At 57.6% G+C, this 14,687-nt stretch carries 14 protein-coding genes; 7 read left to right on the top strand and 7 right to left on the bottom strand.

The features are described from left to right. Nucleotides 1–22: 22 nt before the first annotated feature. From AC2FLE_RS06525 to AC2FLE_RS06540, 4 genes are all read right to left on the bottom strand, one after another. Nucleotides 23–805 (bottom strand): hypothetical protein, encoded by a 783-nt coding sequence (locus AC2FLE_RS06525; RefSeq protein WP_496695895.1) that lies wholly within the window; start codon nucleotides 803–805, stop codon nucleotides 23–25. Beyond that, nucleotides 802–1,626, bottom strand: a complete 825-nt coding sequence (locus AC2FLE_RS06530; protein ID WP_496695897.1) for a sulfite exporter TauE/SafE family protein — start codon at nucleotides 1,624–1,626, stop codon at nucleotides 802–804. Before AC2FLE_RS06530 ends, AC2FLE_RS06525 begins: the two co-directional genes overlap by 4 nt. Nucleotides 1,627–1,664: 38 nt before the next feature. After that, a complete protein-coding gene (dusA, locus tag AC2FLE_RS06535) occupies nucleotides 1,665–2,660 on the bottom strand; it encodes a tRNA dihydrouridine(20/20a) synthase DusA (protein ID WP_496695899.1) in 996 nt (331 codons plus the stop codon). Between the two features lie 126 nt (nucleotides 2,661–2,786). Beyond that, complete coding sequence (locus AC2FLE_RS06540; RefSeq protein ID WP_496695901.1) at nucleotides 2,787–3,398, bottom strand: TetR/AcrR family transcriptional regulator; 612 nt, start codon at nucleotides 3,396–3,398, stop codon at nucleotides 2,787–2,789. Between the two features lie 139 nt (nucleotides 3,399–3,537). Between AC2FLE_RS06540 and AC2FLE_RS06545 the strand changes: the two genes are divergently transcribed. From AC2FLE_RS06545 to AC2FLE_RS06570, 6 genes are all read left to right on the top strand, one after another. Beyond that, on the top strand, nucleotides 3,538–4,002 hold the full coding sequence (locus tag AC2FLE_RS06545) for a (2Fe-2S)-binding protein (RefSeq protein ID WP_142633020.1): 465 nt from the start codon (nucleotides 3,538–3,540) through the stop codon (nucleotides 4,000–4,002). Between the two features lie 3 nt (nucleotides 4,003–4,005). Then, nucleotides 4,006–6,192, top strand: coding sequence for a molybdopterin cofactor-binding domain-containing protein (locus tag AC2FLE_RS06550; protein WP_496695903.1), 2,187 nt, complete (start codon nucleotides 4,006–4,008; stop codon nucleotides 6,190–6,192). A 110-nt stretch (nucleotides 6,193–6,302) separates the two neighbouring features. Further along, nucleotides 6,303–7,622, top strand: coding sequence for a glutamine synthetase family protein (locus AC2FLE_RS06555; RefSeq protein ID WP_142633016.1), 1,320 nt, complete (start codon nucleotides 6,303–6,305; stop codon nucleotides 7,620–7,622). Between the two features lie 58 nt (nucleotides 7,623–7,680). Continuing rightward, nucleotides 7,681–8,361, top strand: a complete 681-nt coding sequence (locus AC2FLE_RS06560; protein ID WP_496695905.1) for a type 1 glutamine amidotransferase — start codon at nucleotides 7,681–7,683, stop codon at nucleotides 8,359–8,361. Beyond that, nucleotides 8,361–9,719 carry a glutamine synthetase family protein gene (locus tag AC2FLE_RS06565; protein WP_496688525.1) on the top strand — a complete coding sequence of 453 codons (1,359 nt, stop codon included), beginning with the start codon at nucleotides 8,361–8,363 and terminating at the stop codon, nucleotides 9,717–9,719. Before AC2FLE_RS06560 ends, AC2FLE_RS06565 begins: the two co-directional genes overlap by 1 nt. Nucleotides 9,720–9,725: 6 nt before the next feature. After that, nucleotides 9,726–11,030: an NAD(P)/FAD-dependent oxidoreductase gene (locus AC2FLE_RS06570; protein ID WP_496695907.1), complete on the top strand. Its 1,305-nt coding sequence runs from the start codon at nucleotides 9,726–9,728 to the stop codon at nucleotides 11,028–11,030. A gap of 20 nt (nucleotides 11,031–11,050) precedes the next feature. On the opposite strand, the gene AC2FLE_RS06575 is transcribed toward AC2FLE_RS06570, so the two are convergent. Further along, entirely contained in the window at nucleotides 11,051–12,010 is a 960-nt protein-coding gene (locus AC2FLE_RS06575; protein WP_496695909.1) for a formylglycine-generating enzyme family protein, read from the bottom strand. 230 nt (nucleotides 12,011–12,240) lie between these two features. On the opposite strand from AC2FLE_RS06575, the gene AC2FLE_RS06580 reads away from it, so the two are divergent. Further along, complete coding sequence (locus tag AC2FLE_RS06580; protein WP_496695911.1) at nucleotides 12,241–13,455, top strand: DegT/DnrJ/EryC1/StrS family aminotransferase; 1,215 nt, start codon at nucleotides 12,241–12,243, stop codon at nucleotides 13,453–13,455. A gap of 62 nt (nucleotides 13,456–13,517) precedes the next feature. Here the strand turns inward: AC2FLE_RS06580 and phaR are convergent, their stop codons facing one another. Together phaR and AC2FLE_RS06590 are read right to left on the bottom strand one after the other, a co-directional pair. After that, a complete protein-coding gene (gene phaR / locus AC2FLE_RS06585; RefSeq protein WP_496695913.1) occupies nucleotides 13,518–14,072 on the bottom strand; it encodes a polyhydroxyalkanoate synthesis repressor PhaR in 555 nt (184 codons plus the stop codon). 136 nt (nucleotides 14,073–14,208) lie between these two features. Next, nucleotides 14,209–14,655, bottom strand: coding sequence for a phasin family protein (locus AC2FLE_RS06590; protein ID WP_142633002.1), 447 nt, complete (start codon nucleotides 14,653–14,655; stop codon nucleotides 14,209–14,211). Nucleotides 14,656–14,687 lie beyond the last annotated feature (32 nt).

Here is a 14,687-nt window from a genome sequence, read left to right on the forward strand (position 1 = left end):
AAATCTGTATAATGACAGAACGTTAGGAGGATTTGATCCATTCGGCCACACCGCCAGCGCATTCAGGCCGAAAATAGGCGATCATCCGGCCATCCGACCCAGCCTCAGCCCCGCTGCCCCATGGCGCTACCCCGTGCAGGCAGTGGCGGTGCAGCAGATAGGCCTCGCCCGGACGTGCGGGCAGTACGATGCGACGGCAAGTATCAAAGACCTCACGACGGGCAGCCTGATAAACATCTGTTATATCCACCTGATCCAGAGTGTCCGGGCGCTTGTCTTCAAGTGCATCCGCAAATGCAGCCTGCATGATCTTGTGGCTACCTTCCCAAAGAACCATCGGGGACGCATTCTCGCTGGCATCGCTCAATGGAATGCCCAGAATCCACGCATGCGGTTCCTCGACCCTGCGGCGCCTGTCCGGGCCGGACGGGCGTAAACCATCCACATGGGCCGCATCCCGCTTTGCTCGATACCGGGCAGCAGCCTCGCCCTCTCCGCGTCGGGGCAACGGGTAGCCGGGGTAAATGACCGAGACCTGGGCTTTGTGCAATGGCAACGACCCATAACGCGACACTATGAAATCCATGACGGCCCCGGTCAGAACCGGGGAACCCTGGACCCTGCCCTCGGTGTCGTTGTTCAGCGCGTCGACCCCAATGAACCAAGTCCCTTCACAGTCCAGCCAATGCGCGAATTCCGGATCCGCCGCAGCAGCGCGTGCTGCGGGCAGCGCATAAGATACCCAGTCCAGAATAGCCCGGTCGTGGGGAAATCTAACCCACCCCTTTTCCTCGAAAGAACTCAAAAACCCAACGCCTTGCGCAACATATTCAGTGCGACCAGAGTCAGGAAGACCGCGAATATCCGCTTGAGCGGCTTTGGATCCATCGCATGGGCCAACTTAACGCCCCAAGGCGCAGTGATCATGGTCATGGCGACCACAATCCCAAAGGCAATCAGATTGACGGCGCCGATGGTAAAGGGCGGGCGGTGTTCAGGGGCAATTTCGAGAAACAGGAACCCCATGACCGAGGGCACAGCGATGATCACGCCAAACCCGGCCGCCGTGGCCACAGCCCGGTGAATTGGCGTGTTGAACAAGCTCATTAACGGCACGCCAAAGCTGCCGCCGCCGATACCCATCAGAACGGATAGGAAGCCGACCGAGGGCGACAGGAGAGCGCGTTTCAGGCCCTTGGGCATGGCGTCTCCAAGCCGCCATTCGGATTTACCCAGACCAAGATAGGCGCCAATCACCATACCCAATACACCGAACAGGGCTTGCAATGCCTCGGTCCGAAGAGCGGATGCCACCATCACGCCCAACACCGCACCGATGGCGATGCCCGGACCCCAACTGCGCAGGATATCCCAATCAACGGCACCCTTTTTGTTATGTGCCAGAACCGACCGTAGTGAGGTTACGATAATCGTTGCCAGTGAGGTGGCGAGGCACAGCTGCATCAACTGCGGGCCGCCATATCCAAGGGTCTGAAACGCACAGAAAAAAGCAGGGACGAGTACGATGCCTCCGCCGACACCCAACAGACCCGCCAAAACGCCCGCCAGCGCTCCGATCACCAGCAGAAGAACCAGCATCTGAGCAAGCAACATTACTTCGGGCATCATTCCCCCCAATCGACCTTTTGCCGTATTGCCACCATTCAGGCCTCGGTCAGAGGCGCGACATGATCCAGTGCCTGCAACATAACCTCGGGGCCCGCCCCGTCATGCACTGCACCTTCAGACAGGGTCCGCCGCCAAGCCCGCGCACCCGGCCGCCCTGCGAACAGGCCCAGCATATGTCGCGTAATCTGGTGCAAGCGCCCTCCGCCAGCAAGATGGCATTCGATATAAGGCACCATTTTCCGGACAACAGCAAACGGGTCGGCGGCCTGACCGACCCCAAAAATCACAGGATCCGCTGTGGACAGAACATCTGACGGCTGATGATACGCAGCCCGCCCGATCATGGCACCATCCAACCCTGCGTCCAGATGCCCGCGCGCCTGTTCCAGATCAGCAATGCCACCATTTATCGAGATGTGCATATCCGGGAATTCCGCCTTCATCCGATGCACGAGATCATAATCCAGGGGTGGAATATCCCGGTTTTCTTTGGGGCTGAGCCCTTGCAGCCAGGCTTTGCGCGCGTGGATCGTGACCCGTGTGCATCCCGCTTGCCTGATCTGGCTCAGAAACTCAGGCAAAATGTCTTCGGGCTGTTGGTCGTCGACTCCAATGCGGCATTTGACCGTGACATCTACGTCCACGGCTTCGCGCATTGCGGCAACACAATCCGCAACGCGGTCAGGGGATTTCATCAGCACCGCACCAAAAGTGCCCGATTGCACCCGATCAGACGGGCACCCACAATTCAGATTGATCTCATCATAACCGGCATCCGCCCCCAACCGGGCCGCTTGCGCCAGTTCGTCAGGGTCTGACCCACCCAGTTGCAGAGCCACAGGATGTTCCTGTGGGCTGTAGGCCAGCAAATGCAGCGCTCCGCCCCGAACTAACGCAGGTGCGGTGACCATTTCGGTGTAAAGAAGCGTCTCAGCACTCAGCAGCCGATGGAGATAGCGACAATGTCTGTCGGTCCAATCCATCATCGGGGCGACGCTCAGGCGTGCGGCTTGTCTTACCTTGTCATTCAATGCTGAGCCCTCGTCGCATCCGGGATCCAATCAGTCTGATCGAATCCGCAAATTCCTGCCCCTCGAATCGGGCAGCCCGGGGTTTAGCATATTCGAAAGAGGGCGTCGCTGTGCCTGCCAACCGCGTCACCGATTGTCGATACCGTACCGGCAGATCATCATTTCGACGCTGCGCTGAATGGTATCAGACATTTCTTCCTGACTAAGTACGGACCCGCAAAAAACCATAGGCCAGAATGCCCTGCTCTTGATTAAACCGATGAATTCACGACCCGCGATGTCGTGGTTATCGATGCGTAGCTGACCATCCTCTGCCGCATCTTTAAGCATGGCCGAGAAGATGGCAGTTTTGTCCAATTTGCCCTGCGCGGCGACCGCAAGGTCGGGATTGCGCAAGGTTTCGCTGATCACCATACGCGACATCGCCATCACCTCGGGTGACATCAGAATGCGTCCCTCGGCCCAGGCCAGATCGGTCAGTTGCTCTTGGATATCCCGGCCCTTTTCGTATCTGATATCCAACACCTCAGAGAAGCGGTTCGACAGCTCAACCACGATTGAGCGGAACAGGTTTTCCTTACTTTCGAAATACTTGTACAACGTGCGCTTGGAGACCTCGGCCCTTGCCGAGATCCGATCCATGCTGGCTGCCGAGAACCCCTTTGCCTGGAATTCAGCTACGGCAGCCTCGATGATCTGGGCATGCTTTAGTGCTTTCGGTGCGCTGAGGTCATTCATGCTCCAAAGCTATAGACCCTTTGACACGAGCCGGTCAAACGCTAGGTAAACTCCCGGGTTTACAACGCCCTGCCCCCTGCCTAAGGTAAACCCGCCAGTTTACCGATTCAGGTAGCCAGCCCAACAGGAGATCCCCCCAATGGCTTTGACATTGAAACTGAACGGCCAGACCCACACGGTTGAGGCCGAGCCCGGCACACCCCTGCTGTGGGTGATCCGGGACGAACTGAAGATGACAGGAACCAAATTCGGCTGCGGTGTCGCCTCGTGCGGGGCCTGTACCGTGCATCTGGACGGAGAGCCGGTGCGCTCGTGCCAGACATATATCGAAGATGTCGAAGGTGCCGAAATCACCACGATCGAAGCGGTGGGCGAAAATGATATCGGCGCTGCTGTCCAGCAGGCTTGGGTCGAGCTGGACGTGGTTCAATGCGGCTATTGCCAGTCGGGTCAGGTGATGTCGGCGGTCGGGTTGCTGTCCGAGAATCCAAAGCCCAGCGTTGAAGAAATCGACGATTACATGTCCGGCAACGCCTGTCGCTGTGCCACCTATCAACGCATCCGCGCCGGTATCCAGCGCGCATCCGAAATTCTGGAGGCCTGATCCATGACCATCAACACCTCTCGCCGTGGTTTTCTGAAAGGCGCTGCTGCTACCGGTGCCGTCTTGCTGATTGGCGCCCGCCCCGATGGCGTTCTGGCTGCGGCCTCGTCCGAGACGACGCAGCTCAACCCATTTGTGAAGATTGACGCAGACGGCACTGTGACCGCCATCGTCAAACACTTCGAAAAGGGTCAGGGCCCCGCGACCGGCCTTCCGACGCTTATCGCCGAGGAAATCGGCATCACTATGGACCAAATTAAATACGAATTCGCGCCGTCGAACCCCCAAGTCTATAACAACCTGCTGTTCGGCCCCTTCCAGGGCACCGGCGGCTCGACCGCGATGGCGAATTCCTGGCTGCAATACCGTCAGGCTGGCGCTGCCGCCCGCGAGATGCTGATCAATGCCGCCGCCCAAAGCTGGGGTGTGGATGCATCAGGCATCACCATTGAGGAGGGTATCGTCAAAGCAGGCGATCAATCCGCCCCGATTGCCGATTTTGTGGCGGCCGCTTCGCAGATTGAGGCGCCGACCGAGCCGCGCCTGAAAGACCCCTCGGAATTCCGCCTGATCGGGAACGAGGCCGTGCGTCGCACGGACTCGGCCATCAAGGGTAACGGGCAAGCCATGTATGCCATGGATGTCCACCTGCCCAACCAGATGGTTGCGATGATCAAACGTCCGGATTCGCGGGGCGGTATTGTCATCAGCTTTGACGACAACGCATCGAAAGAGGTCAAAGGCTATATCAGCGCCGCTGCATTGCCCAATCAGGCGGGCGTTGCGGTCTATGCCGAAGATACCTGGGCCGCGATTCAGGCGCGTGACGCGCTTGAGGTCGAATGGGACATGTCCGGCGCTGAAACCCGCCACTCGGATCAGATCAAGGCCGAGATCATGGACGCGCTGAATGCCCAGCCGACCTATAACGTGAACAAGGCAGATGTTGCCACGGTTTCGGCTGCGATCGACGCGGCGGATACGGTCGTAGAAAAAACTTTTTACTACCCGCTTCTCGCCCATGCTCCGATGGAGCCACTGAACTGCACAATCGAACAGACCGCAGAGGGTGACATCGTTCTGCATGATGGCGCTCAGATGCCAACCGGCCCGCACATGGCGTATCAGCAAATCTTTCAGCTGCCACCCGAGAAAATCCACATCAGAACGATGCTGGCCGGCGGGTCTTTCGGGCGTCGCGCAACACCGGATGCGGACTATCAGGTTGAGGCCGCATTGGCCTTTGTTGTCACCGACCGCTCGCGCCCGGTCAAACTGGTCTGGACGCGGGAAGACGACATTCGCAGCGGGTATTACCGCCCGGCCTTCGGCCACAAAGTTCGTGTCGGGTTGAATGCGGCGGGGAATATCGTGGGATGGCAGCATCAGGTTGCTGGGCAATCGATCATGAAGGGCACCCCGTTCGAAGCGGTTGCAGTGCATGACGGCGTCGACCACAGCTCGATCGAGGGCATCGCAGACAGCCCCTATGATATTCCGGGGATGGCGCTTGGACTGACCGACACACCCAAGGCCACATCGGTCCTATGGTGGCGGTCGGTAGGACATACCCACACTGCCTATACGATGGAAACAATGATGGATTTGGCCGCCACCGCCGCGGGCCGTGACCCGGTTGAGTTCCGTCTCGCACATCTGGCGGATGCGGGTAATGCAGACCAACAGCGCAAGGCCTCAGTTCTGAAACTTGCGGCCGAGAAAGCAGATTGGGGCAACGTCCCTACCGGTCGCGCGCAAGGTATTGCGGTGCACAAATCCTTTGGTTCTTATGTGGCTGAGGTGGTCGAAATCTCGGGCGATCCGGATGACGGCATCAAGATCGAAAAGGTTACCTGTGCTGTCGATTGCGGTATCGCGGTGAACCCCGACGTGGTGCGTGCCCAGATGGAAGGTGGGATTGGCTATGGCATCGGGCATGTGATGCGCGATCAGATCACACTGACCGGCGGTTCCGTGGATCAATACAACTTCCCGGACTACGAACCCCTTCGGATCGGCGATATAGCAACAATCGACGTCCACATCCTGCCCTCGGCCGAGGCCCCTACAGGCGTGGGCGAACCCGGCACGCCGCCCTCGGCCCCCGCGCTCGCGAACGCAATCAAGGCAATGTCCGGGACCTTGATTGCCGATCTGCCGATGGCCGAGAACGGCATAAGCTTTGCATAAGGTCCCGACCCCGCGCCGAAAAAAACGGCGCGGGGATAATTTGATCAAATTTCGTGACAAGGCGCTTTGTGTCGATTAAACCTCGGGGTACCAGAGTGATGGAGACGCCGATGGACCTGAACGCCCTACACAGTTTTCGCGTAGCGGCCTGCGACCTTAACGGTCAGCTGCGCGGCAAACGCGTGCCTCCTTCTTATGCTGACAAGCTGAGTAAAGGTGTGGTGCGGATGCCCTTTTCGGCATTGAATGTTGATCTGTGGGGCGCGGATATCGAGGATAGCCCGCTTGTGTTTGAATCAGGCGACGCGGACGGCATATTACTGCCAACCGAGCGTGGCCCCGTCCCAGTTCCCTGGCTTGAAACCGAAACAGCGCTGGTGTTGATGTCCCTGTATGACGATCAGGGCAAGCCCTTTGCCGGCGACCCTCGCCATGCTCTGACCTCGGTGCTGCAACGCTATGCCGAGCGTGGCTGGTCTGTTGTTGCGGCGACCGAGCTTGAATTCACGCTATTGGACTCATCAGGTGCACGACCGGTGCCTCCGATCAATCCTTTGACGGGGCGACGGCTGGTCGACGAGGCAGTCCTGTCCATGGCGGAAATGGATGCGTTCGACGCCTTTTTCACAGACCTCTATGACGGATGCGAGGCAATGAGCATCCCGGCTCAAACCGCCATTTCCGAAAGCGGGATTGGCCAGTTTGAAATCAACCTGAACCATCAGGACGCCATGCGCTGCGCAGATGATACGTTGCTTTTCAAGGTGTTGACTCGTGGCCTTGCACGCAAACATGGGTTTACCGCAACTTTCATGGCCAAACCCTATGCCCAGGATGCGGGCAATGGGATGCATGTCCATTTTTCGGTCGTCGACCAGGATGGGCAAAATATCTTTGACAATGGCGGGCCTGAAGGCACTGATCTTTTGCGCTCGGCCATAGCCGGATGTCTGTCTGCAATGCCTGGTTCAACTCTGATTTTTGCACCGCACGGGAACTCCTACACCCGGCTTGTCCCCGGCGCCCATGCCCCAACTGAGGCATGCTGGGCTTATGAAAATCGCACTGCCGCGCTGCGCGTTCCCGGCGGCGCGCCCTCTGCCCGCAGGATCGAACATCGCGTTGCTGGTGGTGACATCAATCCCTACCTCATGCTGAGCGCCGTGCTCGGTGCGGCGCTGAACGGCATCGAGGACGGAACTGAACCGCCAGCTCCGATCACGGGCAACGCATATGAGATCGACGGCCTGCCGCAACTCGCTGGCGACTGGGCTTCAGCCATCACCGCCCTTGAAACCGATCCGCAAGTTGCGCGCATCTTTCCCGCCCCGCTGATCAGCAATCTCGCCATGACAAAGCGACAAGAGATCCTGCGCTTTGACGAACGCCCACCCGAGGAGCATTGGCTAAGTTATCTCGAGGCGGTTTGAGCCCCTTGCCCGCTTCGTTCTGCTCAGCTAGAATAAATTTGATCAAATTTGGTGACCCATGAAAATCGGTATCCTTGTAACCGGCCACCCCCCTGACGAATTGCACGATCAGTTCGGTGAGTATGACGGCATGTTTCGCGCGCTGCTGGATGGCAACGGCTTTGAGTTTGTGACCTATGCGGTTGTCGACGATCACTTTCCGCAAAGTTTTGACGATGCTGATGGATGGATCATCACCGGCTCGCGCTATGGCGCCTATGAGGACCATGCCTGGATTCGCAAGCTCGAAGCGCTGATCCGCGACATCCATCAAAGCGGCAAACCACTGATCGGCATATGCTTTGGTCATCAAGTCATTGCGCAAGCCCTTGGCGGGAAAGTTGAAAAGTTCAAACAGGGCTGGGCCGTGGGGCGGACGGACTACGATTTGGACGGACAGATCGTCACTTTGAATGCCTGGCATCAGGACCAGGTGGTAGAGCTGCCCGCCGGTGCACAAGTAACCGGTTCGAACGCCTTTTGCCAGAATGCCATGCTGGCCTATGGCGACACGATCTGGACCGTTCAGGCCCACCCGGAGTATGGCGACAGCTTCATCGAAGGGCTGATGGACACACGCGGCAAAGGTGTCGTTCCAGACAATCTGATGCAGGCCGCCGCCGACCGCCTGCCCACCCGCGACGACAGTCCGAAGATCGGACAGTTCATGGCAGAGTTTTTGAAGAAAGAGAGGGCCTGATGGCCGATTGGACAGAACAACTGCCACAGGCAGCCCGTACCTATTTTGAAGGTCACCGATTGGATGAGGTCGAGTGCATCATCTCTGACCTGCCCGGCATCGCGCGCGGGAAAGCGGTTCCGGCCACCAAATTTGCACGCCAGTCCTACTTCCATCTACCCGATAGTATCTTTTACCAGACTATCACCGGGGACTGGGGCGAAGCCGCCGGAGAGGACGGCTTCATTGAACGGGACATGATCCTTAAACCTGACTTTTCGACTGCTTCCGCTGCTCCTTGGACGGGTGACTGGACGCTGCAGGTGATCCACGACGCCTATGACCGGGACGGAGAGCCGATCCCGTTCAGCCCACGCAACGTGTTGAAGCGCGTCGTAAAAATGTATCACGACAAAGGCTGGAAACCGATTGTCGCACCAGAGATGGAGTTCTTTCTGGTCGCCCCCAATGTCGACCCCGCGCAGGGGATCAAACCGATGATGGGCCGTTCGGGTCGTCCTGCGGCCGCGCGGCAGGCCTATTCGATGACCGCGGTGGATGAATTCGGCCCGGTGATCGACGACATCTATGACTTTGCCGAACATCAGGGATTCGAGATTGACGGCATCACCCAGGAAGGCGGCGCCGGACAGCTTGAAATCAACCTGCGCCATGGTGATCCGGTCAAGTTGGCAGATGAAGTGTTCTATTTCAAACGCCTGATCCGCGAAGCCGCGTTGCGACACAACTGCTTTGCGACCTTCATGGCGAAACCGATTGCGGATGAGCCCGGATCGGCCATGCACATCCACCACTCGATCACCGAGATCGAAACCGGACAGAATATCTTTTCCGGACCTCAGGGCGGCGAAACGGATGCATTCTATAACTTCATTGCAGGGCTGCAAAACCACTTGCCTGCAGGCCTGGCAGTCATGGCACCTTATGTGAACTCGTACCGCCGCTATGTGAAAGACCATGCCGCGCCGATCAATCTGGAATGGGCTCGTGACAACCGCACGACCGGCATCCGTGTTCCCCTGTCCGGCCCCGAGGCGCGGCGCGTTGAAAATCGTATCGCAGGCATGGATTGCAACCCTTATCTGGGCATCGCCTTGTCGCTTGCCTGCGGCTATCTCGGCCTGACCCAGCAGGAACGCCCGCGCCGTCAGTTTTATGGCGACGCCTACGAAGGTGACGGTGATATCCCGCAGGTCATGGGCAATGCGCTGGACCTGTTCGACGAGGCCACCGCCCTGCACGAAGTGCTGGGTCCGGAATTTGCCCGCGTCTATGGCATTGTCAAACGTGCCGAGTATGAAGAATTTCTACAGGTCATCTCTCCGTGGGAGCGTGAGCACCTGCTCATGAACGTTTAAGCCGCGATGAATCTCCTCTATTCCAACGACCGCAAGGCCGAGTATCCGGCCAGCTGGTATGCCGCGACGGCCAACACGCTCGACCGTTTTCCAGCGCTTGCTGGGGATACCAAAGCTGATGTCTGTGTGGTCGGTGGCGGCTATACTGGCCTGTCCGCCGCGCTGCATCTGGCCGAGGCCGGGTTCGACGTCGTGCTGCTTGAGGCGCATCGCGTTGGTTTCGGAGCGTCAGGCCGCAATGGCGGGCAGCTGGGCAGCGCCCAGCGGATGGATCAGGAAGACCTTGAACGCCTGGTCGGCGATGACGATGCCGCCAAGCTGTGGGATCTGGCCGAAGATGCCAAGGATCTGGTCAAATCGCTGATCGAAAAGCACAAAATCGACTGTGATCTGAAACCGGGCGTGGCGGTTCTGGGCCTCAGCGCCGGGGATCAGAAAGACCTCCACGATCACGCCGCGCATCTGTCGGCGCGATATGGCTATGACCATATGGAGCTGCTGGACGAAGGCGCGGCGCATGGCTTGTGCCCATCCCCAACCTATCGCGGAGGTTATCTGGACATGGGGGCGGCCCATCTGCACCCGCTGAACTTTGCCTTGGGGCTGGCTGATGCCGCAGCCAAGGCCGGCGTGCGCATCTTTGAGGGTACCGAAGTCACCGGGATCGACGAGACCGATCCGGCCATCGTGCAAACCCCACAGGGAAAGGTGACGGCCAACCACGTCATATTGGCCTGCAACGGGTATCTCGGCGATCTGAACGGCAAGGTGGCGTCGCGCGTCATGCCGATCAACAATTTCATCGCCGCGACCGAGCCTTTGGGCACCGATGCCGCCCGCGTCCTGACCCGGGATGTCGCCGTCGCTGATACCAAGTTTGTGGTGAACTATTTTCGCCTCAGCGCCGACAACCGCATGCTATTCGGCGGCGGGGAAAGCTATGGCTACCGCTTCCCGACAGATATCGCCTCCAAGGTGCGCAAACCGATGACCGAGATTTTCCCGCATCTTCGCGATGTAAAGATCGACTATGCGTGGGGCGGTACTCTGGGTATCACCATGCGGCGAATGCCCTACCTGACACGGGTTGCCCCGAATATCCTGTCAGCCTCTGGCTATTCGGGTCACGGTGTTGGCACAGCTACACATGCCGGGCAACTGATGGCGATGGTCATTCAGGGCCAAGCCGAAGGGTTCGACACCATGTCCCGCGTACCCGCCCTGCCCTTTCCGGGCGGCGCAGCCCTACGCAGCCCGTTGCTGGTGCTGGCGATGACATGGTTTTCCCTGCGGGACCGGCTTGGCCTGTGATTGCAAGGCACTCAGAGGGTTTATTTCAACTCCCTCAAAACGCGGAACCCTTTAGACGTAGAGCCGACATCATCTGAGCCACCGCCTCGGGCCGCAACGCGAGAAAAATCCATCGCGATCCAATATGTGCCACCGCGTGAAACACGACGCTCACAGCCCGGCGCAAGTGCCATTTTCAGGTAAACGCTGGATCTATTCCACTCTTTGTGCGTTTCCGTCCAGCAGGACATTGTAACTTCCGCAACGTTCCCCGACATGTGACGCAATCCCCAAGCATTGGCTGCATCCAACGCATCAACGGGCACCGGATAGCCGCGGCGGGCCAGATCAGGTCGCTTCACCCCCAACATTTCTTCCGTTGGTTTGCCGTGGAAGTTGACCTGATCCGTCGAAACCTCTTCTCCTTGCGCAAAAGGTGTTTGTGTCCCAGCACGAGCGGCATATTCCCATTCAGTTTCCGTAGGTAGACGATAAACATCCGCACCAATTTTGTCGTTTAGCCACCCAGTGTAGGACACGGCATCCTGATAGGATACGTCTACAACCGGATGATTTCCCTTGATTTCAACGCAGGGACCGTCACGCTGCAAAATGCAGTCTCGCGGGATATACCCACCACAACCGCCATCAATCACACAAGCCATCCACTGATCATGCGTGACTTCATTCCGCCCCATGGCGACGGGCATATCTATCGTGACCTTGTGAACCGGACCTTCATGATGTGCAATATACGGCTCTTCAGGTGTCGCGGGGCGAAGCCCTTTTTCATCCCAATGAAAGTTTCGTTTCGATTCTCCCGGCGGTCCACCCATCATGAACTCACCCAAAGGCAAGACAATCATCTCAGGGCAAACATCGCATTCCTGAAACATCTCAAGCGGCGCAACTTCTGTGCCGTTCGAAAGATCATAATCCGCGTGAACCGCCGAAGCGAAAGTTGAAAGCGCGCCCCAGAGCGCCAAACGAATGATAGTCAATGCAGTGATCCAACCCATCATACGAGAGCAACGTCAAAGAAGATCCATTGCCACCTTACTTCCCCCAAAGCTGCAAGTTCAAAAGAATTTCCCGCTACGCAGGGTAAGCCAACCTGTGTCTCTCTGACTACGACAGAATAGTGAAATTTCGCCACCCTGAAGATTAAGGGCTTGGATTGACACTTCATTAGCTTTATCTTTCCCAAAGATAGAATTCAGGAATGCCAAATATGACGCTGCCTCCGAACGTCCATGACGCCGAACCCATCCCCGCGGCCGCCCGCGACGCCATTGATGCCCTGATGCAGTCAGGCGACCTGTTCCGCTACACTGCGCCGCAAGACGCTCCGGTTGCGCTGCTCGAGTCGGAATTCGCCGAACTGCTGGGCACGAAATACGCGCTGGCTGTATCGTCCTGCTCGGCAGCGCTGTTCCTGTCGCTCAAGGCGCTGGGTTTGCCGCGGGACGCGCGGGTGCTGATACCGGGCTTTACCTTTGCGGCGGTGCCCTCATCGGTCATACATGCGGATTGCATCCCCGTATTGTGTGAGGTGGGTGACAATTATCGCATCGACATGGATGACTTTGCCGCCAAACTGGATAACGTGCAGGCCGTGATCATTAGCCATATGCGCGGACATACTTCGGATATGGACGCGATCATGACCCTGTGCAGCGCGCGCGACATTCCGGTGATCGAGGACGCAGCCCATTCGCTGGGGACAACTTGGCATGGCCGCAATATTGGGACGATTGGCAAGATCGGCTGTTTCTCGTTTCAGTCCTACAAGATGATCAATGCGGGCGAAGGTGGCATTCTGATAACCGACGACGCTGATCTGGTGGCGCGTGCCGTGATCATGTCCGGCGCCTACGAACATAACTGGAAGAAACACAAAGGTCCGCGTGGCGACAACTCATCGGAACTCGAAGAGGCCTTTGGCCGCTGGCAGAACCAGTTGCCGCTGTATAACCTGCGGATGAGCAACCTGAGCGCTGCAGTAATCCGTCCCCAGATGCCTGAATTGGCACGCCGTGTCCGCGATGGGTTGCAAAACCACGACTATGTGGCAGAGCGCCTGAACTCATCGCCCTATATCAACGTGCCTGCCCCGCTGGCGCCAGAGCGCCGGGCGCCGGACTCGATCCAGTTCAATCTGGTTGACCTAAGCGATGATGATATCCGCGCCTTTGCCGCAGCATCCGAAGCACGCGGGGTGAAAGTTCAGGTATTCGGCCTGAGTGAAGACAACGCCCGTGCCTTTTGGAACTGGCAATTCCTGCCGGAACAGATCGAACTGCCACAAACGCGAAACATGCTGATGAAAGCTTGCGACGTGCGCCTGCCTGTACGCCTGACAGGCGCGGAACTGGATGTGATCGCTGATATTCTGTTGGCTTCAGTAGGGGAAATTACCGCCCCGAAAATCGCATTTGGAACCTGAATAAGCTGAATTCAAACGAAAAGGCCCGCCAGCGGCGGGCCTATTTCATTGTGTGGACAAATTCAGTTCAGTTTAGACAGCTTTTGCTGCAACTCCGCCAACTGCTTCTTGATGTCGTCCAGATCCTCACTCGACTGGGGTTTGGCCTCGCTATCCGTTTCCGAACCGGACCAACTGCCGGAAATGCCGCTGGTCATCGCCTTCAGAAATGCCTTTTGCTGCGCTTGCAGTGCTTCGAAACCCGGAATCTGGGTCATCGGATTCATCGCAGACATGTTTTCCATCATTTTGCTTTGGCTTTCGCGCAGCATTTCGAACGAGCTTTGCAGGAATTGCGGCATCACTCCTCCGCCCGGCAACATATAGCTGCGCACAAGATCGTTCAGCACGTTCACCGGCAGGACATTCTCACCGCGGCTTTCATGCTCGGCAATGATTTGCAGCAGATATTGCCGTGTCAGATCATCCCCAGTCTTCAGGTCTATGATCTGAACTTCGCGACCGTCACGTATGAATGCCGCAATATCTTCGAGCGTGACATAGTCACTGGTTTCAGTGTTATACAGCCGACGGCTGGCATATCGTTTGATTAGCAACGGTTTTTCTTGTTCTGACACCGTCTACCCTCCCCAAGGAATGATGCATTGCAGCAGAGATTATGCGAGTGCAGAACAAAAAGAAAGGGCAGGTCTTTCGACCCGCCCAACGCGATTGCACCAAATGGGAGGAGTGGGTGCACCTCGCTATCTTACCTTACTTGGCGCCAGCTGCTTTTTTCGCAGCAGTGGACACGTCGTTGGTTGCTTTTTTGACAACGGCAGTTGCGTCTTCTGCAGCGTTTTTGCCAGCAGCCATCAGCAGCTCAACGGTTTCCGACTGAACTTTTTTCGCGATTTCAGCGAAAGCAGCCAGGTTTTCAGCAGCAACTTCAGCCGACGCGCTTGCGTAGTCGGTTGCAGCTTTTGCGTAATCTGCAGGGTCAGATTTCGCTTTCGACATATCGGACAGTTTGGCCAGGGTTTCCTTGGTCCATTTGTTCGAAATCTCAGCCGATTTCTCAGCCGCTTCCAGAGCAACGCCCGACAGCTTTTCGTTCAGGGTCGCGGTGGTGTTGAACGCACCTTCCAGAGCAGTGGTGTCAACAGGGAATGCACCCATCATGTCTTTCAGGGTCGCGGTAAAGTCTTGAGTCTTTGCCATTGTCCAAATCCTTTGCTTGCCGATCCGGGCCA

The sequence above is a fragment of the Ruegeria sp. CDSA077 genome, from assembly GCF_059612265.1.